Here is a 24,729-nt window from a genome sequence, read left to right on the forward strand (position 1 = left end):
GTCACCCCTAATCTCTGTCCCTTAACAGGTAGAATTGGATTGCCGAAACGACCATGATACAAAGCCCAAGCAGGACGGCCATTGCGGAAGACATACCGGCAACCGACATTCCTGAACCAAATGCGTTTTTCTGGATGTACATAAGAAGAACGCGTGTCGAATCATTCGGTCCGCCACCTGTCAACATTAATGGCTGCCCGTATACATTGAACTGGGCAATCGTCGTCATGACCGTCGTAAACAGAATTTGGTATTTGATGCTAGGAAGAGTCACTCTGAAAAATTTACTGAAAATCCCCGCGCCATCCAGCTCTGCAGCTTCAAGCAAATCTTTCGGCACGCCATTCAGTGCAGCAAGATAAATAACCATATTACCGCCGATCGTCCACCAAACGGTTACAATAACAAGTGAAATCCAGGCATGCGGCTGGTTATCAAGCATATTGGTCGAAATGCCTAAATAGTTTTGTAAAGGCCCGTATGTTACGCTCAGTAAGAAATTCCATACAATCATAACGGCCGAAATGGCAAAGAGCGAGGGTAGGTAAAACAATGACTGGAATACTCTGTTCAATCTCGGCTTTACTGATAGCGCAGTCGCAATCAGGAGCGGAACAATAATACAAAACGGTACTGTAATCAGCACAAAGATAAACGTGTTCTTTATGCCATTGTAAAACTGGTTATGAAAGCTCGACTCTTTGTCAAATAAGATAGTTTGGAAGTTTTGAAGACCTACCCACTCAGGTGATGTGAACAAGTTCCATTTGGTAAATGCAATGTATATACCATAAAAGGAAGGCAGGAGGAAAAAGATCAGGAATAGCAGAAGATGCGGCCCAACAAATAATATCGGCCAAAGGTTCGGCTTTTTGCGTTTTTTATCTGTTACGTTTCTTTCAACAATCGCCGCCAATAGTTTCACCCCATTAATTAAGAAAAGTGCGTGTGCCTCGAAACAAAGTTTCGTCCGGTCGTGCTGCCATTAGCCGGTTTTAAGAGAAAAGGAGGAGGAACAGGTTCCTCCCCCTTTTGTTAAACCTATTGAGCCATCTTATCGTTTACAGTCTGCTGGATTTTCTTCAGCTGTTCTTTAATGTCTGCCTTGCCTTGAATCATATCCCAGATTCCGGTATCGATTTCACCGAATACATAAGAGCTGCCTGGGTCTGTAATGATGGTTACGGCTTGGCGAGCTTCATCCGTTTTAAGCAAGAAGGATTGTGGCATGTCTGTATATTCCTGATTGTCCAACATGCCGAGCGCAGTAGGGTTTGCACCGGATTTAATCCATTCTGTCGTGTTGCCCTGTAGCCATTCAAGAAACTTTACGATACTCTTGATTTTCTCTTCAGAACGTTCTTTACTTACGAACATGGCGAACTGGTCAGCACCAGAGCCTTGGATAATATTATTTGCATCCCATTGCGGAGTGAATGTTTGGGCCCATTTAAAGCTAGTGATTTTTTCCATTTGCGACAACATCCATGTTCCCTCAGGCAGGAAGATAACCTTGCCGTTGTTAAACAGCTTGTTCATGTCTTCGCCCTTTTTGTTCATGTAGCCAAGGTCATGAAGCTTCTTGAATTGCTCAATTGTTTTTACAGCAGTGTCGTTATCAATGGTTGGCTTTTCACCGTCAGAGAACTTACCGCCCATTTGCAGGTACAAGTTGTTGAAGTTTTGCATTCCCCAAGTGAAACCATAAGCATAGATACCGTCTGCCTTAGCAGCTTCACCGGCTTTTTCAATTTCCTCATAGGTGATGATATTGTCATCCGCAGCTCCTGGTACATATTTATCAACTAAGTCTTTGTTGTAGTACATGACCCAGCTTCCCATAGTTGCAGGAACACCAAATTGCTTGCCTTCCTGGGTACCAACCTTCCATGCTTCTTCAAGGTAGTTTTCGCCTTTAACTTCAGTTCCTTCGATGTACTCATCCCACGGCTCGAGCATACCTTGGGAATGGTAAGTCGAAACAGCTTCTGATGCGATCAGAGCAATATCTGGAACACCTTTGCCGGAACGCGTAACTGTGGCAAGCTTATTGCCAAGCACTACGCCTTCCATTGCTACAATTTTTACTTTGTAATCGGGATTTGTTGCATTGTAACGATCGATATCCTTTTTAATCAAATCGCCATCCGGGCCGGTCGTACCGCTCCATAGAACAATTTCCTTCTTTTCATTTTTTGCATCGCCTGAAGAGCTTTCACTTCCGCCGCCGCTGCACGCTGCCAAAATCAAGGATGCAGCTACCGTCAAACTTAACAATAATTTGCTTTTCTTCATTATTTCTCTCCCCCTAAATCAATTTTTTGCTCCGTGTGAGTCGGTCCATCAATTTTAAGCTTTCCATCTTCAAAATAGAGCCGGTCCATATTCATCTGCCTGTCTCCGCTGGGCGACTCAGGATACGTATGTGTATGATATACGGTATAAAGCGTCTTGCCATCCGGGCCAACAGTCACACTGTTATGCCCGGGCCCTGATATCCCATTATCAAGATCCTTTGCCAAAATCGGATTTTCCTCAGCTTTCACAAATGGTCCTGTCGGGCTGTCCGAAACGGCATAGCCAACACCGTACTCGGAGCTTGCATAGTAATTGGAAGAATACATCAGATAGTACTTGCCATTATTTTTTAATACAAACGGGCCTTCATTCCACTGATAATCCCCGCCTAGCCCTTCCCACTCCTGGTCGGGCTCGAGCAGCAGCGTCGGTTCGCCTGTAAGGGCAGTCAATTCTTCATTCATTTCCTGGACCAATATTTGGCTAACATGATAGCCGTCTATGATATTCTCAGAACAATCCTTCACATAATAGAAGTAAGGCTTCCCATCATCAAAAAATATGTGTCCATCAATATAGGAACCTTCTTCTTTAACAATCTCCGTACTTACGTCCTTGAAAGGGCCCAACGGATCTTTGCTGGTTGCAATTGAAATTTGCAAGGAGCCTTCCTGATTCCTGGCACTGTAAGTCATATAAAACTGGCCTTTATGCTTAATAACCTCGGGTGCCCAAAAATCTCCTGTTGCCCACTCGTCAGATTGTTCTGCGATATCGTAAGCCATTCCTTTTTCTTCCCAGTCCACTAAATTTTCCGATTGCCAAACTCTAAAGCCAATGGTTGCAGCCGATGTTGCGTACATATAGTACATATCGCCATCCTTCATGACAAAAGGGTCCCCGATGTTTGTTATCTCTCCGACCGGGTTTTTGTAGGTAATATAGTTTGGTTGGTCTCCGCCCTGAAGCGTTGCAGCCAAGACTCCTATTCCTGCCATTACGATCACAACCCCCACCACGGCCAAAATTTTCAACCGTATTGTTGTTTGTTTGCGCTTTTCTTTCAAAATTTCAACCCCTTAAATCGATTTTTTCCAAATCGCCTCCTTGAGGGTTAGTCTTAGAATGTTTGCGCTTTCAAAAAAACGGATAAAGAATAGCTGTAGGTGTATTTCCCTCCAGATGTAATGTAAGCCCTTACAATTTAATTAACATGACTATCTGGAATGATGACTATAAAGAAAGTGCAAACCGAACCGCAACAAACCTAATTTGTACGACTTTGAGAAGGTGGAAACAGGAGATAAAGCGAGGGATTCATTCACATCATTATACAGCGCTTCATCTAGCTTCCTATGATTATAAATTATTACAACTACATTATTACACGTTTTCTTATTATATTGCAAGTATTTCGGTAATAAAAAAAGCCTGGTTTGCAAAACCAAGCTTGATCCTTATCGATACTTACCTATCAATATAACTCCCTGCTCATAATTGCCGAACTTTTTACCGAATAAATTTAATCCACCCTTATTAACCGCCTCGTTCTTTATCCCAATTTTCACAGAGATAAAAGGTCTTGTATCGATCCTCAAATCCGAGATGGTTACATCTGATATTTTAATCCCATCGACAAAGCAACCAGAAGCATTGATCTTCCAATTTTTCAACAGGCCAAATTGGGTACTATTGGTACTCCACCATGAAGGAGTAAGAAAACCGCGCTCTCCTCCAAAGTCCCCTGGCGATGTCCATGTGCCAATTTCTACGTTGTTCACCCAGCAAGTAATATCGGAGGGCCAATCCTCTTTGTAATACGGGGCCTCAGAACAGATTTCAGCCGAAAAATTCAGTTCTTCCATCCTCAATCCAAACGGAACCCGATTAGGAAAATGATATTCAACAAATCCCTTTCTGAACCACAACAATTGGGCAAGTTTTCGCTCCTGCTCGTAAAACGCGCGCGGATCATCGAGTAAATGAATGATTCCGGTATCACTTAATAAGCCGCATGTCGGCTCAACTTCACAATTCACAAACTCTCCAATATTCATCTCAATCCTGAAGACATTTTCTTCGGAGCCAGTTTTATCAGTAAGGTTAATGACAACTCGGTCATATCGATTCGAATTTACCTTTTGCGACCCTCTTCCAGGAACGATTTCAGTGGAGATAATCTTGGCATCTTCCAATTTTTTTATGTTCGCTGCAGCTGTCGAAAATGGAACGCCCAGCTTTTCAGATAATTCATTTACATTTTGCGGGCCATCAGTCAAAATTCGGATGATTTGCATGCGGTGTTCATGTCCAAGCGCTTTGCAGATCTCAATTGCTTCTTCCAATGTTAATTCTAATGTTCTCAACAAATTCAGCCCTTTATTACAATATTTTTCGTAATAAAAATATCGTAAATTAATTTTAAAATTTAGTCAAGCCGCTGCTTTCAATTTCCTTCATATAACTCGATTGGCAGGCCGTCTGGGTCATGGAAGAACGTGAATTTCCTGCTTGTAACCCGATCGATGCGAATTTCTTCCACTTCAACTCCCAGTCCTTTCAATTCTTCAGCGGCTTGTTCCACATCTTCCACCTCGAACGCCAGATGCTTCAGGCCTGCAGCTTCCGGGTAGCTTGGCCGCGCCGGCGAATCGGGAAAAGAGAATAACTCAATTTGATAAGCTCCATTTACTTCAAGGTCTAGCTTATAGGAATGCCTTTCATCACGATAGATTTCGTTAATAGGTTTCAAGCCCAGGATTCTCGTATAGAAATCCTTGGACTTGCTGTAATCAGAGCAAATAATCGCAACATGATGAATACGTTTTATTTCCATTCATTGTTCACCTCGTTTTGTTAGTTGGTTATGGTACTTTCATTACAATCTGCGTCGAAAAATAGTGGTTGCCCCTAATAAATTTTAAATAGATAATGGGCTTAGTTAATTGAAAATGGGGGATGCCTTTAGTATGAATACGAAATTAATCCTTGTCGAAGGACTGCCTGGTTCCGGCAAGTCGACGACTGCAAAATTAGTCCACGAAATTCTTTCCGGGATGAACAAAGAAACCGAACTTTTCTTCGAAGGAAACCTTGAACATCCGGCAGATTATGATGGGGTCGCCTGTTTTGACAAGAACGGCTGGGAGAATCTCCTCTCAATGAGCGGGGATGCAAAATCAGCATTGCTCGTAAATGTCCAGGAGAAAGATGGCCATTACCTTCTGCCCTATCAAAAAATGAGAAACAGCCTTTCGGATGAGCTTATCCAACTGATTTTTAAACATGATATCTATGAATTGCCACTCGAGCAAAACATCGAACTTATTGCAGACAGATGGGCTGACTTTGCAAACAGCGCAGCGTCAGGACAGAAAATCTTTATCTTCGAATGCTGTTTTATCCAGAACCCAGTAACAATGGGCATGGTGAAATACAACGCGCCGAAGGAAACAACGATCGGCTATGTCCAAAAATTAGCTGACTCCATCACCAGACTGAACCCCCTGCTGATATATGTTGCACAGGACAATCTTGAACTCTCCTTTAGAAAAGCAGTAAAAGAGCGCCCTGTCGAATGGTCCAACGGATTCATCTCCTATTATACCGAACAAGGCTATGGAAAAGCACATAACCTTATGGGACTGGAAGGCACCCTGCAAGTATTGGAGGCGAGGCAAAGCTTGGAAAAGGAAATCTTTGACAGCCTTGAAATGAGGAAAGTAATTGTCAATAATTCTAGCTTTGAAGAGGACAGCTATAAAGAAACAATAAAGAAAATTCTAAGCCAAAATGTATAGTGAAATAGTATCCCGCTTCCGGCTGCGGATGGACTTTATGACAATTTTAAACTGGGAAGTCCATTTAGGAATATCTGAACAACACGCACTAATTGAAAGCGCTTCATTATAGTGTGGGAAACTTTTCCTGAAAATAGTAGAGTATAAGTTTGTTGACATATATGAAATAGCCTAGTAAAGTAAGTGTCAAGCAATTCCGAAAAGCAAATAAACTTACCTTCTTATCAAGAGAGGTTGAGGGACTGGCCCTATGATACCTCGGCAGCGGACTAATCGTTCTGTGCCAAATCCAGCAAGCAGAAGCTTGAAAGATAAGAAGAGGCCGAATCTGTTCGTACATGTCCTCTTCTGTCTGAAGGGGATTTTTATTTTTTCAAAAAAATGAATATGCGAAATTCTTATCAAGAGAGGTTGAGGGACTGGCCCTATGATACCTCGGCAGCGGACGTAATGGTCTGTGCCAATTCCAGCAAGCTGACAAGCTTGGAAGATAAGAAGAGACGCGCTTGCATTCAGCTTGCCTGCCCTCTTCTGTCTTCCGGAAGAGGGTTTTTTTATACGAATAAAGCCTGCCGTTTATGGCAGCAAGAAATAACAGGAGGTCAAACATGATTGAATTTCAGCAAGTCAAAAAAGTGTATGACAGCGGTGGAAATCAAGTTACCGCACTGAACGGCATCGACTTGAAGGTTGATAAAGGTGAAATCTTTGGCGTAATCGGCTTCAGCGGCGCCGGAAAAAGCTCCCTTATCCGCTGCGTCAATCTTCTGGAGCGGCCAACATCCGGCCATGTAATCGTCGACGGCCAGGACCTGACAACCCTTTCTGCGAGAGAGCTCCGTGAAGTGAAAAGGAATATCGGGATGGTCTTCCAGCATTTTAATCTATTAAACTCTAAAACGGTTTTCACAAATGTAGCAATGCCTTTGAAACTGGCAAAGCTGCCTAAGGAACAAATCAAAAAGCGCGTCCATGAGCTTCTTGAATTTGTAGGGCTTGCTGACAAGGCTGACAGCTATCCTGATCAACTTTCCGGCGGCCAAAAGCAGCGGATTGGCATCGCAAGGGCACTGGCGACTCAGCCAAAAATCCTGCTTTGCGACGAGGCGACTTCTGCCCTCGATCCGCAGACAACAAGCTCAATTCTTCAGCTGTTGAAAAAAATCAACAAAGAATACAACATCACGATCCTGATTATTACCCATGAGATGGGAGTCATCAGGGAAATTTGCGACAAGGTTGCTGTCATTGAAGGTGGAAAGATTATCGAGGAAGGTTCAGTGTTTGACGTATTCTCGGCACCGAAAACACAGACTGCACGCAATTTTGTTTCTTCTGTTATGAATGACAAGCTGCCTGAATCCGTCACCAGCCTTATTGAGGAGCATGCTGGCCTGCAGAAAGTTTACCGTATTAATTTTGTCGGTAATTCCGCCGGACAGCCGCTGCTTTCCCAGCTTGCCAAAAAGTTCGACATCGACGTTAATGTGCTGTTCGGGAATATCACCGAGCTCCAGGGTACTCCGTTCGGAAATCTGATTGTCGAGTTCCAGGGCAGTGACAAAGAAATTCTAAGGGCATTGCAATTTATTCATCAACAGAATGTCTCGATAAAGGAAGTGACAGCAAATGCTAGTTAATTCGGATCAAATCATTGAAGCACTTATCGAAACAATCCAGATGGTATGCTTCTCGCTATTGTTTTCAGCTCTTCTTGGTCTCCCGCTCGGAATCCTGCTTGTTGTGACAAGAAAAGGCCAGTTACTGGAAAACGTGCCCTTCTTTAACATCTTGAGCGGCATCATAAATGTATTCAGGTCAGTTCCGTTCATTATCCTTTTAGTCGCGATCATTCCAATTACAAGGCTGATCGTCGGCACATCAATCGGTACTGCTGCCGCAATCGTGCCAATGGTTTTCTATGCCGGACCCTATATTGCAAGGCTTGTAGAGAACTCGCTGCTTGAAGTCGATCCGGGCGTAGTTGAAGCGGCGGAAGCAATGGGAGCCACTCCAGCACAAATCATCTTCCGATTCCTAATTCCGGAAGCATTAAGTTCACTTGTTCTCGCCTTCACGATTGCAACCATAGGCCTTGTCGGTGCATCAGCAATGGCCGGGGCTGTCGGCGGCGGCGGAATTGGCGACCTGGCAATTACATATGGCTACCAGCGCTTCGATACAACGACAATGCTGATCACAGTCGCCATCCTCGTTGTCATGGTTCAGGGCCTACAAACAGCAGGTAATGTTTTAGCGAAGAAAATCAGGCGGAGGTAACAGGTTGAAGCCTGGCCAACTCGTACAATTTTTTCAAAAAACAAAAGAAGATAACTCAGGAGGAAAACATCATGAAAAAAGTATTTCTAACATTTCTCGTATTGGTGCTGGCAGTTTTCAGTGCAGCATGCTCAAACTCATCATCGGCATCGGATGACACTGTTAAAGTAAAAGTCGGTGTCAGTGGCACAGACACCCGGATTTGGGACTTTATCGCTAAAAAGGCCGAAAAAGAAGGCATTGAAATTGATGTTATTACGTTCTCGGATTATGTTGCACCAAACACTGCCCTTGCTGAAGGGGAAGTTGATATCAACGCTTTCCAGACCGTCGCTTATTTTGACGAATTCATCGAAGAACACAATGTTGACCTTGTACCAATTGCAACTACTGTCCTTGCGCCAATGGGCCTATACTCAGAAAAATATAAGGACGTAAAAGACATCCCGAAAGGTTCAACAATCGCAATTCCAAACGACCCATCCAATTCCGGCCGTGCATTGCTGCTTCTTCAGGAAGCTGGCCTAATCACTCTGCCTGAAGACTACGATGGCATCGCTGGCCCTGAAGTAATTGTCGAAAACCCTAAGAACCTGAAAATCGAACAATTGGTTGCTGCACAAACTCCAAGGGTATTGCCTGACGTTGCCGCTTCTATCATCAACAACGGGATCGCCGTGGATGCTGGCTTCACACCGACCAAGGATTCGATTTTTCACGAAAGCGCAACAGCCCTTCCATATCTGAACATTATTGCAACACGTGCGGAAGACAAAGACAACAAAACGTACAATAAAATTGCTGAGCTTTACCAATCCGACGACACTGCCGAGTTCATTGAAAAAGAATACAAAGGTAACATGATTCCAACCTTCGTTCCACTTAGCGAAATCGGCTGGTAAGTTGGCTGATGGCCGCGGTTTGTTCCCTGGCTAATCGGGACGGTGCTCGTTTGCCAAGTTCAAAGGAAAAATCAGCCTGGACAATCGGCACGAGCTGTGATGCGACGGAGTTTTGATCAGTTTTCCGGGAGGAGGGGATAGCCCTTCCTCACCTTTAAGGAGGAGTTAGTGATGGCAGTATCGGTACAAACAGATTTTCGAAATGTAATTATTGAGAGCATTGACAGCAAGCGCGATCTTTATATTTCAACCAGCCACGCAATCCATGCACGGCCAGAGATTGGCAACCAGGAGTTTTTTGCCTCAGCACAGCACATCAAGCTATTGGAAGATGAGGGATTCCAGGTCGATAAGGCTGTTGCCGGTCACGAAACCTCCTTTGTTGCACGGAAGAAATCATTGAAGCCTGGTCCTGCAATCGCCTTCCTTGCTGAATATGATGCGCTTCCTGGTCTTGGCCATGCTTGCGGACATAATATCATTGGAACCACAAGTGTTGCCGCTGCAATCGCATTGAGCAAAGTCATCGATGAAACCGGTGGCGAAGCAGTGGTGTTCGGCACTCCTGCCGAAGAAGGCGGCCCGAACGGCAGTGCCAAAGGAAGTTTCGTCAAACACGGCCTAGTTGAGGGAATTGACGCAGCGCTAATGATTCATCCATCAGGAAGGACAGCCCTGACGTCCCCTTCCCTGGCAGTCGATCCACTTGATTTTGAATACATCGGCAAACCTGCCCATGCAGCCGGGGCCCCGCATGAAGGGATTAATGCTTTGGATGCAGTCATCCAGCTTTTTAACGGAATTAGCGCACTTAGGCAGCAGCTCACCGACGATGTCCGTATCCACGGCATCATTACACATGGCGGTGATGCACCTAATATCATTCCGGAATACGCAAAGGCACGCTTCTTTATTCGTGCAGCAACCAGGAGCGGACTTAATGAAGTAACCCGGCGAGTGAAGGCCGTAGCAGAAGGTGCTGCACTCGCCACCGGAGCAAAGCTGAATGTCATCGCATTCCAAAACGAAGTCGATAATCTTCTATTAAATAGAACGTTTGATGGGCTGTTTAAAAAGGTCATTGAGGAACTTGGCGAATCGGTATTTACCGGAGAGCGTGACGGAATCGGTTCGACCGATGCAGGCAACATCAGCCAAGTCGTTCCAACCATTCATCCGTATATCTCGATTGGCCCCGAAGACCTTGTTGCCCACACCGTCCCATTCCGTGAGGCAGCCGCCTCCCCTAAAGGAGACCAGGCACTGATCACCGGCGCAAGAGCACTCGCATTAACCGCGCTAAGACTCATAACCGATTCAGAAGCACTCGTGTCAGTCAAACAGGAATTCGCGGACAGAAAAGCAGCAGAAACCAACTAGAAAAAGGGTCTGATCCATACCCGCCGGGGGTAGGGGTCAGACCCCTTTTAGTATTCAGCACCACACTTTTTCACTAAACAGATTAGCGAAATGGCTACTTTTCACTAGTCGGTCTCCGAGTAGTACTAGTCATCCTCGCGTAAAAAATAGTAGTACTCTGAGTAGTACTACAAATGACTATGCGTCCGCACTACACTTTTTCACTAAGCAGATTAGCTGAATGGTTACTTTTCACTAGTCGGTCTCTGAGTAGTACTAGTCACTCCCGCGGGAAAAATAGTAGTACTCTGAGTAGTACTACAAATGACTATATCTCCGCACTACACTTTTTCACTAGCAGCTCACGAGTATCACTAGTAAACCAACCAGCAAAATCGTTCAAAACAATGAAAACCGGCCTGCGCAGACAAACTGCGCAGGCCGGCAAACGAGAACCCCCCTTTACCCCATAGGATGCAGAACAGATTCCTTTGTTTGGATGATCTCACTGATCACTTCTTTCAGCTCGTGGACAAGGTGGCTGTTGTCGAAGGACGGGCTCAATTCTACAAGCCGGACTCCATGGTCTTCGTAATAATCCGAAGCGCCATTGGAATGCCGCTTCGGATACAATGCCCACACCTCTGGTACCGGACGCAGCCTTTTCCTCAAAAAGTCGTTCAGCCTGTCACCGTAAAGATGGTTTGAGCTGAAGTTGAATGCATAACTGACAAGCTGTTTCATCGTGTTCGTCTGGGCATTGGTGGAGATCAGTTCTTTTTTCCAAATTGATGCTTTAGGACGATATTTGAAGTCAAAAACAAGGCTTCCAATATAGATGCCTTCCTCATATAAATCGAGACGCCCGTCAGGACGGTTGTTGGTTCCGTTTGTATAAAGAGGGGCGTTTTCCGCATTCGTTTCGGTGCTCTGGGACGGAATTTTCCCATCATAGACAAGCGACGCGGTGAGCTTGTCCTTTGCAAAGGTGATTTTCGTGCCAGGCGGAATCGTTGGTATAATGATATCCTCAATGACATTATCCATTCCATAAATCCAGCCGCCTGTCGGAACAAAGCCAAGTTCCTCGTGCTGCAAGAGCTTTACGAATTGAAGGAAACCCCAGATCTCATAGATTTTGTCCGTGCGCTTCCACTGGTACGTATACTCCTGGTCAAAGGAAATGTTAATCGTTTCATTATTTAATTCCCGCTGCACTTGGTAAAGTGTCCGGTAGCGGACATCCGTCGTCATCACATGGGGAATCCTTGCATCCATCTGCTGTTTCACATCACCATACCATGGTGCTGTCCGAAACCAATTCAGAGCGCCGCGCATTTTTTTCGATTTGTCGAGATACACTCCAAGGTCTTTTAGGACAAGCCGCTTTCTGCTAATCGTATTAGCTTGGTTGAACCGTTCCTGTCCAAGGGCTTCTATTTCGGCAGCAAGCTCATTTTGGTAATTTTCCACGGAGAGAATGAATTTGCTTAGTGTTGAAATAAGCGACTTCACAATTTTTTTGGCTATCCGGTTTTCAGGCAAATCATAATTGATTTTTTTAATAGGCGTCATCAGCCATTCTTCTGATTCCGGATGCTGGACCCGATGCCTGATTGTAATCTCATCAACAATCTTTGCCTTCTCCTCAGGCATAAGCTGATATTCCTTTTTAATCGCAAAATTTATTTTCTTATATAAATCGGTGATTGAAGCCATAATTGCCGGGAAGCGGTGCACAATGACCCGGAATTGCCTGAGGATGTCCGGCGATAGTTTGATGTCGGCATCCTTTGGAAACCCGTAGCTCTTCCTGATCAAGTCCTGGGCAAGGCCGCGGAGCTCCGCTTCGACCTCGTCCCGCATCGTCTCCCATTGGTCAGCATTGATTTGCTTTGGTGTAATCCTCAGCCATGAAAAATAAGACCTTTCCCCGACATCAACCATAATCCGATACAAACCAGGGATATAAGGATAATACTCTTCTCCATTATGCTCGAACAAAACTAGCGGGGAAGAGGATGGCTTGAGGAAGATGTTAGAGCCATCCCCTTCTTCCTCCAACATTCGGGCCGGGAGGGCATCCAGGCCATCCATGAATAACCTGGCCGTTTTGTTTTCAGCCATGAACGTCACGTTCAATGGAACATTCTCGGGAATTTCCAGTACTGTTGAATCAACATGTTCGAACAGTTCCTGCTCTGTTTCGTAAAATATCTCTGCCTGTTTATCAACACTTCCCGCCAAAAACCCAAGCGTAAAGGTAATTGAGAACGGCAATTCACTATAGTGTATAGCCATTCAGCTTCAACTCTTTCGCTTTGTCGACGACAGATTGGCGGGTCTGTTCAAAATCCGATATATCTTTGTACTCATCCAGCAGATCCCATAAATAACTTTTCGCTACCGTGCCCGAGTTTTTATCATACGTGCCCAGGAAAGAATAAAGCTGGTCCTCGGAGCCCCTGATTTTAGTTAAAATCCGCTGGACGATTTGCAAATCAAATGCATCTTCCCTTGAGAGAGCTTCCTGAGCAGGCAGGTTCTTAAGATAGCCATCTATCTGGCGGACAATCCGCTGGCCGATGCCACTCTGCCTGTTGACTTGCTGAAGCCCATTATGCAGCTTCCAAAGAAATTCAAGCTCGCGGCTCGTCAGGTTCAAGGCAGTATTGTTATTTTTAAAGGAATCATAATCCTCATAATTCAGCACTTGATCACGGGAATGGAAAACCTTCTTTTTGTCCCCCAGCTCCTTCAGCTGTTCATACGGAAGGACTTCAAGCTGGATAACATTGGCCCGGTCAAGTACCTTATCGGAAAAGTGATAGGTCGACTCATCGAGGTTGACTGTACCAACGAACATGACGTTATCCTTGATTGAGATGGTTGGCGGATATTGAGCCGAGTTATACAGCCGGGTTGCAAGCTCATCATTATACAGGCGCAGCTCGCGGCGGCCAAAATCCATTTCAAGAATGGACAGGAATTGTGAAAAATAATGTTCGACGCGGGCAAGGTTCATCTCATCGAAGCAGATGATGAACAGCTTGTCCTTTTCCTTTTCAGCCTGTTTAAGGACATTGATTAAGCCGGAATCACCAGGCCGATACACCATATGCAGCGTGTCAGCATAGCCAATCAGATCAGCGTCGTCAGTCCAGGACGGGCGGACTGAAATAAAGGTGAACTGGTCGGAATACAATCCGAGTGCACGGCTGTACGCCTGGACGAGCTTTGATTTCCCCGTTCCGCTCATACCTGCCAAAATGACAAGGTTTGAAGACTTCATCGCTGTATGGAAGTTGACGAGGTCTTTTTCTGAATATAGAAGCCCCATCTCCTGCGTTGTGGCGACAAAGTAATCAAGGAAACGCGACTCCGAGGTTTCTTCCTTTGTTTGCGGCTGGGGACTTCCAGCTTGAGCGGAAGCAGCCTGGGATCCTGCCGGGAATGAACCAGCTTGCGGAGCAGCTTGCTGCACGGATGATGGTGTCCGCTCCGCACCTATTCCTGCAGGTTTCGAAACAGAGCGTTTTTCTTCTGAGACAGCCTTTGAGACAGGCTCGGCTGTTAAGGCAGCTTTCACATCTTCTTTTTCAGGAGCAGCAAGGCCAACAGCAGCTTCCTGAAGGGCGCTTGTTAAATCAATTTCGGCAGAAGCTTCAATTGCTCCAGCCAAGTACTGGTACGTATCAATTGTTACGTACATCACATTCGGGATATGAATTGGGTCAATATAGGAATCGTCGAGCCATTCCTTTTCAAAAGGAGTGCTCTTTAGCCCTCCCCTTATGGAAAAACTAAAGCCGCCATGCGCATATTGGTGCTTATCAAATTCGCCGAACGCGATATACTCATTCTCTTCATTTTTCCAAAGAATAATGGTTGGGGTATCATTCGCTTCGGTCGATATTCCCTCAATCCTGCCAATGAACTTCCGCTTGGTCACCTTCTCAAGGAACTCTTCATACGCCATTCCATGGGCTTCACAAGAAAAAATTGGCAGAGGGAACAATGCTACCTTATCATGGAAGCTCTCGGCTTTCGGAATCAGCCTGATATTTTTCGCCTGATAAACCTCGTTATGGTTATAAAGGATTTTTCTTTCAGCAATAAATACGAGCAGACTGTCATTCAGCCAATCACGCAAATTCTGCTTCCGCTCATCGTCAGTGGTATATGGGTCGTCCTCAAACCCCCACTTGACGAGATCTGATGCAAACCCGGTTATATATTTAACATTCGGGAAACTGTCAGGCGGTTGTGAAATAAGCTTAATTTGAAATTGCAGCAAATCCTGGCTGTTAACAAACACAGCTTCCCGGAACGTATTTTCAATATAAGTATCCTCGGCGACAACGCCAATTAAATCTGTAGTCCAAACTTTGTTATGCATAACGATTCCCTCTTTCAATCAAATTCCGTAAATCCATGAATGTATTGATAATTTTCACTGGTTTTTGAAGATGCGTGTGGATGAATGCCTGCTTTGTGGCTGGCACCTTATAGTTAAGGAGCCAAACTTCCTTGAATTCATCCCAATCAACGCTTTCAAAAATGTCTTCAATTTCAGACGCTTCAAATATGGCCAGTTCATATTGTTCATTTTTCATAATCGACTTGTTTTTTGGATTGCCCAATAGGGCTATTTTCTTTTTGGCTGCCGGCTCGCCGGTTTGCAAAGGTGCACCGGTATCGGAATCTGGTTCTTTGGCGGGTTTGGCGCTATTCAGCAATCTGGCATTCAAATGCGAAATGGCCGCATTCCGTTCCGCCACCAAGGCATCCTTTTCTGTAAGCAGCTTTTGGTTTTTCTCTGCTTCCTGTTCAAGTTTTTGCAGCAGTCCATTTGCTTTTGAAAGCTCCTGTCCGGTTTGGGACAGCTTTTTATTCAGTTCCTTCTTTTCTTCCTTCAGCTTTTCTTTTGCATCACTCACGTTTTTTTCGAGTTTTGTAATTTTTGAGGATAGCTCTGCATTTTTTTGTTCCGCCTTTTTTAATTTTTTTTCAAGGTCTATAATGATTTTTCTTAGTTCATCTTCTGTTGAGTTTTCCTGGGGAGAAGGAGTGGACTCTTCTTCTTTCGGCTGGCTCTTCCCATGTTCTGTAAGCTTTTCTTCAAGTTCTGCTGCCAGCTTATGTTTTTCTTCGTCTTTACAAGAGTAGAGTGAGACAAGAATTTCATGCGGCTTGGTCCCATTCTCAACAGCTTCAAGCAATTCATCAAGATTCATGGAACGAAACTGTTTGCCTTCGTCTTCTTTTTCTTCAGATTCTGCTTTTTTGTTAAAAATAGTAATAATAGATGAAAGTTTTTTGGGTTTAATCGCTTCATTTATAACTAGTTTTCTAGCACCTTTTATATTGCCTGCATTTATTTGCCGAAACCCCTGGACCTTTATGTTGCCTAGAACCGATAGCATAATTAAGTCCTGGTCATCGAACGATTCAAAGACTCTTTTCCACGTTTCCTTGTTCAAGATAGCGCCCCCCAATTTTATACTTGAATGGATTTACTCCGCCTCTATTTACCAGGCAGAACATCCTTCTTTTAATAATAATAGATTTTAAGTCTTTAAAATAGTTCGAAAGTCTAAAAATGTAGAAAATTGCAGAATGTCTCATCAAATCCTTTTATAAACAACAGGCTTGTTTTCCTGCGAGCGCTATACCACATCTATCAAACTTCTGTGAATGCTTACAAAATAATCTTCAATTAATTCGTGCAATTTCCCGTTTAATTGATAGTGTCGCTGGTCAGCTTTTTCAATGACCTCATAAAAATCATCTTCCGCTGTTTCTCCCTTTTCAAGAGCCCTGTATTTTTCCCACATCTTCTTTCCATATGTATCAAGGATAGCCGAGTATTCATCAGCATGGATTTTTTTCAAGACATTCGTTAAATCCTTTAGATAGGCCTCTATTCCTGCCTTTGATATATCTTCACCCATCCAGGTCAGCCATGCTTCATGGCCGCCGCTCTCAAGCTCAGAGTAATACTGGAACACTATAAATGGTTCTCGAAAAATTGGATCCTCCTCATGAAGTTCCTTACTCAAAGCCCTTATAACTGCATTCCAAATGTCGTCCCGGTTCAATAACTGGCTTTCTTTCATTTTGGGTTTCAATGTAGATGCTCCTCCCTTTTGGAAAAATTTTAGTTGCACACCAAGTATACCATCCAGAAACAGAGGAAATTAACGGAATAAATCATGTACCAATGGGGAGTCCTGACTATTCATAACCACGCCAATGGGTGTGACTTTTCACATATCGGAATAAACAAGGTTCTGCTACTTTTAAAATAGGAAAATAAAATAGTTATTCGCAGTAACAAAGTAAAGGAGAGTTGCAGCATGAGCTGTGGTTGTTCAAAACTTGAGGATGGCAAAGCAATTGTCGATCATGTGAAGAGCAAAGGAAAACATTTCAATCCGCCATTGGTTGCCCATGAAATTCATTGCGAATGCGATGAAACCTTCACGCTGGAAACCGTCATCATGAATTGCCCAAGCTGTGGAATGACATACGCAGTGACCCCGTGCAGTTCAGGAGATAGTCAAAACATTAAACCTGCCGGCATTCGGTACGCATAATTAGAAAATCAAAATGGCTCCAGGCAAAAGCTTGGAGCCACTTTTTATTCGTGGCTGCTGGCCCCTGCTATAGAAAAAGGCATGCCTGTATTGGCATGCCTTCCTCTAATTCAAACATATTAATGTGAGATAGTATACCTTCTTTTAACGAAGTATAAAATCCCGCCAGCTAAAACTAAAACGAATCCTAATAGTAAAATGTTAAAGCCATTTGCTGCTGTATTTGGAAGTTCATGTTCAGTTGGAACCATAGTAGAATTTGGTTCAGTTTCAAATACACCATACGTACTGAAGTGGTCGGTGTAAGCTGAAACTTCACCATTTTTGTATTCTCCACCAATTAGTTCCCATTTTTCTTCCTCTTCATTGAAATAATAAACTTTTACATTGTTAGGATTTTTAATTTGTTTTGGATCCACTTTGAATGTTAGCTTAACTTTTTCATTGAATTGGTGATACGGTTTCCCATCAGCTTCAATTGTAAAGTCGTAAACCCCCAGTGAACCTTTTATTTCCATCTTCTTTACTTTAATATCTAGATTTTCTGCTAATGGAAGGATTGAGGCAGGAATTTGAACATTTACGGTTCCATTGCTTACCTCAATTATCGTATTTGCATCTTTTAAAGCTTGAATGTGTTCTTTAGTAAGTGTGAATGTGGCATTTGTTTTATTATCAACCTTAACATTCACTATTGAATTTTCTTCTAGTTTATCAAGTGCATCTTCACTTAATGAATATTTGTTACCCTCTTTTACTACTGGCACGTTAATCTCTTTACTAGGGTTGTTACCCGGTTTTTCACTTGGCTTGTTGCCCGGCTTTTCACCTGGCTTGTTGCCTGGGTTTTCACCTGGTTTGTTGCCTGGGTTTTCACCTGGCTTGTTGCCTGGATTTTCACCTGGCTTGTTGCCTGGATTTTCGCCCGGTTTGTTGCCTGGGTTTTGACCCGGTTCTTCACCTGGTTCTTCGCCCGGCCCTTGGCCTGGTTCTTCACTTACATCTACAATTCGGCCTTCAACCTTAGTTGGGATTCCTTCGCTGCCAACACTAACTAGGTGGTCACGGAAGTTTTCCCAATCTGACAGTCCCAAGTCTGTTACACGACCGTCCGCATATGCTTTTGCAAATACATCATAGCCATCTCCGCCTTTAGCTGTGAAGGCGTTGGTAGTTACCGTATATGTTTCTTCGTCATTAATTTCTACATATACGCCGTTTGGATCAAGATAAGATACAGATACAACGCGCTGTCCTGCTGGCTTCGTAGAATCATATTCTACCTTGCCACCCGCTGCATGTAAGAAACCGCCATTTTCGGATGGGTATTGGCCAACCGAGATTTCAAATGCTTCTTTGAGTTCAGCACCTGTCACATCCATCGTCGCTAATGTATTCCCGAAAGGAAGCACTGAGATTACTTCACCCACCGTGATTGGGCCAGCTTCGATTGCAGCGCGGATACCCCCACCGTTTTGCAATGCCATGATGACATTTTTACCAGTGAAAGATTTTGCTTTTTCAAGCATACCGTCTGTAATCAAGTTGCCAAGAATGGTTTCATTTTTACGTACACTTGGCTTTGTATTATCACCATTTGTACGCGGGTTTTCCAGTGCAGCTTGGGTTGATACGCCAATTTCCAATTGAGCTACTTTATCAACTTGTTCTTTGAATGGTGCCAATATTTCTGCTGCTTGAGGATCAGCTGCCTGGTCTCCAATCGCGACTAAGCCGCCATCAAGGTCAATCACTACACCATTATCATCGAAAGTAACGTCCAGCACACCGAGGTTGCTGTTTGCATTACCAGTTTGAACGATTACAGTAGGGGTTGCATCTTTTGCCACAACGACCGGCTCTTTCAATGGTGTATGGCTATGTCCGCCTACGATAACGTCAATCCCTTCAACTTTTTCGGCAAGGATTTTGTCATTATCAATCGCTGCATTGTCATCGTAACCAATATGCGTTAATGCAACAATCCTGTTAACACCTTCAGCTTCAAAAGCTTGTACTGCTTTTTCTGCTTCTTCAAGATAGTTTTCAAATGCAATGGAACCCGGGCTTGAAATATCTGCTGTTTCCTCAGTAGTTAAACCAAAGATACCGACTTTCTCGCCGTTTACTTCCTTGATGATTCCATTGTAAATTTCGCCACTTTCAAAATCGGCTTCGATGGAATTATTAAAGATTCCATCAAATTTGGCGTCTTTCGAGAAGTCTACGTTTGCACTTACGAATGGGAAGTTCGCTCCCTTGATAAAGTTAACAAGTGCCTGATGGCCTTCCTGTGAAGAACCTAAATCAAATTCATGGTTTCCGAATGTCATTGCGTCAAAGCCCATCAAGTTCATCAATGCCAAGTCTGCTTTACCTTGGAATTCATTAAAATATAGCGTACCGGTAAATGCGTCACCTGCATGGAGAAGAAGTGAATTAGGTTTTACAGCTCTAACATCTTTTACCGCAGTTACTGTTTTCGGCATATTGTCCAATGCTGAGTGAACATCATTTGTATGCATGACTGTTAGGTCAAATTGTCCTGCTACATCTACAACTCTGCCTTCGACCTCAGTTGGGATTTTTCCAATTCCGGCTAAATGATCGCGGAAGTTTTCCCAATCAGAAAGGCCCAGGTCTGTTACACGGCCTTCTTCATACGCTTTTGCAAAAACATCATAACCATCTCCGCCTTTAGCTGTGAAGGCATTGGTTGCTAATGTGTATGTTTCTCCGTCTTGAATTTCTACATATTTGTCATTTTGGTCTAGATATTTTACAGATACTACACGTTCTCCTTTCGGTTTCGTAGAATCAAATTCTACTTTACCTCCCGCTACGTGTAAGAAACCGCCATTTTCTGCTGGGTATTGGCCAACTGAGATTTCAAATGCTTCTTTAAGTTCGGCACCTGTCACATCCATGGTCGCCAATGTATTCCCAAATGGAAGTACAGAGATCACTTCACCCACAGTGATTGGGCCAGCATCGATAGCAGAGCGGATACCCCCGCCATTCTGCAATGCCATGATGACATCTTTACCTGTGAATGACTTTGCTTTTTCAAGCATTCCGTCTGTAATCAGGTTGCCGAGAATGGTTTCATTTTTACGTACACTTGGCTTTGTATTATCACCGTTTGTACGCGGGTTTTCCAGTGCTGCTTCCGTCGTTACGCCAATTTCTTCCTGAGCTACTCTGTCAACTTGTTCCTGGTACGGTTTTAAAACCTCAACTGCCTGAGGATCTGCAGCTTGGCTTCCGATGGCAATTAATCGGCCATCATGCGCTTCTACCACACCATGTTCATCAAATTCAACATTTAAAACACCGAGGTTGCCGTTCGCATTTCCTGTTTGGACAATAATTGTAGGGGTTGCATCTTTTGCAACTACAAATGGTTTCTTCAATGTAGTATGGCTATGCCCGCCAACAATAATGTCAATGCCTTCAACTTTTTCAGCAAGGAGCAGGTCATTATCAATTGCTGCATTGTCGTCATAACCAATATGAGTCAATGCGACTATCCGATTTACACCTTTTTCTTCAAGAGCTTTTACAGCCTTCTCAGCTTCGGCAAGATAATTTTCAAACTCAATCGATCCTGGACTTGAAATATCTGCTGTTTCTTCAGTTGTTAAGCCGAAGATACCGACTTTCTCGCCGTTTACTTCCTTGATAATGCCATTGTAAATTTCGCCACTTTCAAAATCGGCTTCAATCGAATCATTAAAGATTCCATCAAATTTAGCATCCTTTGAGAAGTCTACGTTTGCACTTACGAATGGGAAGTTCGCTCCCTTGATAAAGTCTGCCAGTGCCTGATGTCCTTCCTGTGAAGAACCTAAATCAAATTCATGGTTTCCGAACGTCATTGCGTCAAAGCCCATCAAGTTCATCAATGCTAAATCCGCCGCGCCTTGGAATTCATTGAAATACAGAGTACCAGTAAATGCATCCCCGGCATGGAGAAGCAGTGACCCTGGGTATGTCTTTCTAACATCTTTCACAGCAGTGACAGTCTTTGGCATGTTTTCCAAAGCTGAATGCGTATCATTGGTATGCATGATCGTTAAGTCATATTTATCTTTTAAATCAATTTGAACCAATACAGGATCATGGTCAGAGGCTTGCCCCTGTGCTTCAGTGAAATTCGCATTAATATGAATCATATCTGCTTTAGTCGCATGTACTAAATTATTTGACACTAAAATATGGTCCAGTACCTGGTTGTTTCCCTGGAAGAAATAAGAGAACCGATCTTCGGCTGGAACAAGATCAACCATATTGGTTAAAACATCGCCTTTGAGGGTTTCAAGAGCTGGTGTAAATTCAAAATCATTCATGTCTCCAGCAAGAACAATATTCAAATCAGGATTTTTTGCCAATCCTTGATCAATGAAGTCATTAATTGCCTGTGCCAGTTGAAGACGTTCGGCTTCTGAGCCTAATTTAGGCGGCTGGTTGGATCCCCATAATGATTGGTCTCCGCCTTTAGAATTCAAGTGGGTACCGATGACTACGACTCTTTCACCCTGGAACTCAAATTCTGCCGCGATTGGTTTGCGTGTATCAGCAAATTTAGCAGGATCAATTACGCCCGGGTTAAGCGTCAAGTTCCCGTCTTCTGTCCAGCCGTTTGCCTGGGTGCCTGTCCCTTTTGCACCTTCAACCAAAGTAACGCGCTCAGGATTATAAAGGTATCCAACACGGATATTACCGCCTGGTGCACCTCCGTTATCATTGTTTACGGGAGCAACATCTGTCCAGGCATAGGAAGGGCCGCCTGCCGCTTTGATTGCTTCAATTAAACGTCCATAACTTTCAGATGCATCTGTATTGCCGGAATTGGTTTGGCCGTCATTATCCTGCACTTCTACAAGAGTAATAATGTCTGGTGACTTCATATTGTCTACAAATGAATCTGCAATTCTAGCAACTTTACTATCTGGAGTGTTTGATTTGTTGTTAGAGAAGTTTTCAATATTGTAAGCAGCAACAGCTAACTTATCTTCAGCCGGTTCAATATGAGTAACTTCTGGTTTTAAGTCTGCTTTAATTAATTCAGGTAGTTTCGTTTTATCGGTAACTAGTTGATAGCCCTGGCTTGCATATGTAACAACACCAATAACATCACCATCAAAACGGTCGCCGGAACGGAAATCGGAACCGACATTGTCAAGGAAGATTTTTTCCGGATTGTAATCGTCTTTTGCGATATTCAGACCGCCCAGAACATTCAATTGATTATTTGTAGTGCTTTCCACAATAATTGGAACGTCATTATTATATGGAGGTCCAACTACAAGGGCATCCGAGAATGAAACTCGCATGTATTCAACAGATTCCCAGAAGTCAATGCCATCCTCTTCTGGATCAAAGGACTGCATTTTGTCATTATCAATGACTTTGTTCGGAGGCACGATGTCTTTGCCAACAACAAGTGGCGCAGGCAATTCGGCAGTGCCTGTTTTTTCAACTGCTGTTGCAGTAATCCGGGTTGTGGAAAGATTTGCGCCGCCGCCATTTTCTTTAACAGTTCCATCAACAGAAACGGTATCGCCAACTTTTACTCCATGAGAGGATTTGGACACTTCAATCGCTTCTGATGTAGCAGGATTATCATCTGCATCTTCAACATCTTGCATGACAAAGCTGCCAGAACCGAAGACATGGGTGACAACACCCGTGACGTTTGCTACTGAAGCACCATTATATTCGGAAGCATGTCCTTTCCCTTGAATATCATGGATTTTGACGCCTTCAGTATTTAGGATTTTATACGTAAAGCTGAAAACTTCACTTACAACTTCACCATTTACAGCGACAGCTTTAATTGTCGTTTCGCCAGTTCCCAATTCAATTGGTGCAACATACTTTGTACTTGCTGCAGTTGGTGTGGAACCATCTGTTGTGTAATGGATTTCAGCATCTTCAAGGCCTGATTTCAATTCAATTTTTGTACCTGCTGGAACAACGCCTTGTGTTTGTACAGCATAAACGGCTGGCTTATTGACCAAGTCATAACTGTCGAGGCCAGTTGTTTTTAAGTGGAAACCAGTATCATCAGTGGATCCTATTCCGATTAGATGAACTTTATCGCCTTCTTTATAATGCTTGATGAGTTCATCATAATTGGAGCCTGTCCGGTTGTCGTGGATTACTCGTACTTTTTTCCCGTCTTCAAACAATGCCTGGAACGTGGCTGTTCCATAGTTATCTTTGTCCAACTCAGTGATGGTGACATTTTGCAGTTTTAGCAGTTCAGCCTGGGTCGCTTCATTTACTTCCGTTACTACCTGTGCGGCTGGAAGCGGATTGCCACCTGAGAGGATTTCAAGATTGGATGGTTGAATCTCAAGTTCGCCTTTATATGTGAGCAATTCACCAGTCAATCTTACTTTATCGCCTGGTTTAACTGATTTGGAGCTTCTAAACACAAACATCCCAGCAGTTTCATCCTGCATATAGAAGGTATCGTTCCCCCAAAGGCCTGTATGAGTGGTTGCGATTCCTTCAATTGTTACAGTGTCCCCGACAGCTGCATTACGTGCATCAGCGATGGAGATGGCTTGGACTGGTTCTGGATCAGTTGGTTCTGGTTCTGGTTCCGGGCCTGGATTGGTTGGTTCACCAGGATCGGCCGTACCCAACGAGTGTTTGCCAAGGTCTGAAAAATCGTCTTTTTCAAGAATGTTCCATTCAATATTTCTATCAAAAGCATCCGCAATAGTAGTATCACCTGTTAGAACATTGCTTTTTCTAACTAATGTGACATCTTTTCCCCATTCATCCCTTGTACCAACTTGGCCGATTGAATCAATCACCGTTTCGGCTTTTGTTAGAACAACAGGATCGTCACCATTAAAATTAATGGCACTTGAATTTTCAAGATTCCCTTTGTTCTTTATGTCTTCATTGGAATCCTTATGATATAAAACGTATGTATTCCCATTCTTTAATGTACCTGATAAATTCAGCTTTGATGAAACAGCAGTTGCCCCGTTTGAATAAAGATTAAGCGTATATTCGCTTAAGTCAACATCCCCGCCTGTTCCGTTATAAAGCTCAATAGCTTTATTAAAGCTGGATCCTTCAATATATTCAGAAATAATTAAATCTGCAGCTACAGGAGTTGCAGCATTTGCATTAACAGTTGTGATTGGTGAAACGATGCTTATAAGCAAAGCAAGCACTGTAGTAATAATAAGACTTCTCTTCTGTCTTCTTTTCATGGTTCTCCCCCTGGTAGATTGGTATTGGTACATGTACCGAAATACGTTTAAAAACCTTATTGCTATTGTTACTTGATCAAGTCAGTTCTGACTATAAGACAGTGAAACAAGCAAATTAAGCTGGAATTGAAACCTACCGCATCCCTCTTTTCCTTTATGAAAACACAATCCTTTTCATAAATTTTCATTAATACATGACTATTGCTGCTCTACAATTTTGCAAATATTATATTAGTAGAAAATACTATGACAA

16 protein-coding genes and 2 riboswitches are annotated in these 24,729 nt (G+C 43.5%); of the genes, 6 read left to right on the forward strand and 10 right to left on the reverse strand.

Features of this window, described 5'->3' with window-relative positions; translation table 11 throughout:
• Positions 1-7: 7 nt before the first annotated feature.
• The 5 genes from A8F94_RS08435 to gloA2 all read right to left on the reverse strand — a co-directional run bounded on the left by A8F94_RS08435 (position 8) and on the right by gloA2 (position 5,134).
• On the reverse strand, positions 8-916 hold the full coding sequence (locus A8F94_RS08435; RefSeq protein ID WP_077247617.1) for a carbohydrate ABC transporter permease: 909 nt from the start codon (positions 914-916) through the stop codon (positions 8-10).
• 125 nt (positions 917-1,041) lie between these two features.
• A complete protein-coding gene (locus A8F94_RS08440) occupies positions 1,042-2,295 on the reverse strand; it encodes an ABC transporter substrate-binding protein (protein WP_066198346.1) in 1,254 nt (417 codons plus the stop codon).
• A complete protein-coding gene (locus tag A8F94_RS08445) occupies positions 2,295-3,365 on the reverse strand; it encodes a glycoside hydrolase family 43 protein (RefSeq protein WP_217490910.1) in 1,071 nt (356 codons plus the stop codon). The genes A8F94_RS08440 and A8F94_RS08445 overlap by 1 nt, the downstream gene beginning before the upstream one ends.
• A 390-nt stretch (positions 3,366-3,755) precedes the next feature.
• Positions 3,756-4,664: an ArsR/SmtB family transcription factor gene (locus A8F94_RS08450; protein ID WP_066198349.1), complete on the reverse strand. Its 909-nt coding sequence runs from the start codon at positions 4,662-4,664 to the stop codon at positions 3,756-3,758.
• A gap of 80 nt (positions 4,665-4,744) precedes the next feature.
• Positions 4,745-5,134 carry an SMU1112c/YaeR family gloxylase I-like metalloprotein gene (gloA2, locus tag A8F94_RS08455; protein ID WP_066198352.1) on the reverse strand — a complete coding sequence of 130 codons (390 nt, stop codon included), beginning with the start codon at positions 5,132-5,134 and terminating at the stop codon, positions 4,745-4,747.
• A gap of 133 nt (positions 5,135-5,267) precedes the next feature.
• Between gloA2 and A8F94_RS08460 the strand changes: the two genes are divergently transcribed.
• From A8F94_RS08460 to A8F94_RS08480, 5 genes are all read left to right on the forward strand, one after another.
• A complete protein-coding gene (locus tag A8F94_RS08460; RefSeq protein ID WP_066198355.1) occupies positions 5,268-6,098 on the forward strand; it encodes a hypothetical protein in 831 nt (276 codons plus the stop codon).
• A gap of 218 nt (positions 6,099-6,316) precedes the next feature.
• Positions 6,317-6,416, forward strand: a riboswitch (SAM riboswitch).
• 77 nt (positions 6,417-6,493) lie between these two features.
• A riboswitch (SAM riboswitch) is annotated at positions 6,494-6,595 on the forward strand.
• A 111-nt stretch (positions 6,596-6,706) separates the two neighbouring features.
• On the forward strand, positions 6,707-7,738 hold the full coding sequence (locus A8F94_RS08465) for a methionine ABC transporter ATP-binding protein (protein ID WP_066198357.1): 1,032 nt from the start codon (positions 6,707-6,709) through the stop codon (positions 7,736-7,738).
• Positions 7,728-8,378 (forward strand): methionine ABC transporter permease, encoded by a 651-nt coding sequence (locus A8F94_RS08470; protein ID WP_066198360.1) that lies wholly within the window; start codon positions 7,728-7,730, stop codon positions 8,376-8,378. The genes A8F94_RS08465 and A8F94_RS08470 overlap by 11 nt, the downstream gene beginning before the upstream one ends.
• A 71-nt stretch (positions 8,379-8,449) precedes the next feature.
• Positions 8,450-9,280 (forward strand): MetQ/NlpA family ABC transporter substrate-binding protein, encoded by an 831-nt coding sequence (locus A8F94_RS08475; protein ID WP_066198365.1) that lies wholly within the window; start codon positions 8,450-8,452, stop codon positions 9,278-9,280.
• Positions 9,281-9,451: 171 nt separating this feature from the next.
• Entirely contained in the window at positions 9,452-10,660 is a 1,209-nt protein-coding gene (locus A8F94_RS08480; protein ID WP_066198368.1) for a M20 family metallopeptidase, read from the forward strand.
• Between the two features lie 441 nt (positions 10,661-11,101).
• Here A8F94_RS08480 and A8F94_RS08485 read toward each other — a convergent pair whose 3' ends face one another.
• The 4 genes from A8F94_RS08485 to A8F94_RS08500 all read right to left on the reverse strand — a co-directional run bounded on the left by A8F94_RS08485 (position 11,102) and on the right by A8F94_RS08500 (position 16,770).
• Positions 11,102-12,940 (reverse strand): DUF2357 domain-containing protein, encoded by a 1,839-nt coding sequence (locus A8F94_RS08485; protein WP_066198371.1) that lies wholly within the window; start codon positions 12,938-12,940, stop codon positions 11,102-11,104.
• Entirely contained in the window at positions 12,924-15,038 is a 2,115-nt protein-coding gene (locus A8F94_RS08490; RefSeq protein ID WP_066198373.1) for an McrB family protein, read from the reverse strand. The genes A8F94_RS08485 and A8F94_RS08490 overlap by 17 nt, the downstream gene beginning before the upstream one ends.
• A complete protein-coding gene (locus A8F94_RS08495; protein WP_066198375.1) occupies positions 15,031-16,122 on the reverse strand; it encodes a hypothetical protein in 1,092 nt (363 codons plus the stop codon). Before A8F94_RS08495 ends, A8F94_RS08490 begins: the two co-directional genes overlap by 8 nt.
• 186 nt (positions 16,123-16,308) lie before the next feature.
• The gene (locus A8F94_RS08500; RefSeq protein ID WP_254660818.1) at positions 16,309-16,770 is read right to left on the reverse strand and encodes a DMP19 family protein; all 462 of its coding nucleotides are present in this window, start codon (positions 16,768-16,770) and stop codon (positions 16,309-16,311) included.
• Between the two features lie 228 nt (positions 16,771-16,998).
• Between A8F94_RS08500 and A8F94_RS08505 the strand changes: the two genes are divergently transcribed.
• Positions 16,999-17,238 (forward strand): hypothetical protein, encoded by a 240-nt coding sequence (locus A8F94_RS08505; RefSeq protein ID WP_066198378.1) that lies wholly within the window; start codon positions 16,999-17,001, stop codon positions 17,236-17,238.
• 119 nt (positions 17,239-17,357) lie between these two features.
• On the opposite strand, the gene A8F94_RS26140 is transcribed toward A8F94_RS08505, so the two are convergent.
• A complete protein-coding gene (locus tag A8F94_RS26140) occupies positions 17,358-24,476 on the reverse strand; it encodes a 5'-nucleotidase C-terminal domain-containing protein (RefSeq protein ID WP_066198381.1) in 7,119 nt (2,372 codons plus the stop codon).
• Between the last annotated feature and the right edge of the window lie 253 nt (positions 24,477-24,729).

Source organism: Bacillus sp. FJAT-27225 (assembly GCF_001685025.1).
GTDB lineage: Bacteria > Bacillota > Bacilli > Bacillales > Cytobacillaceae > Bacillus_D.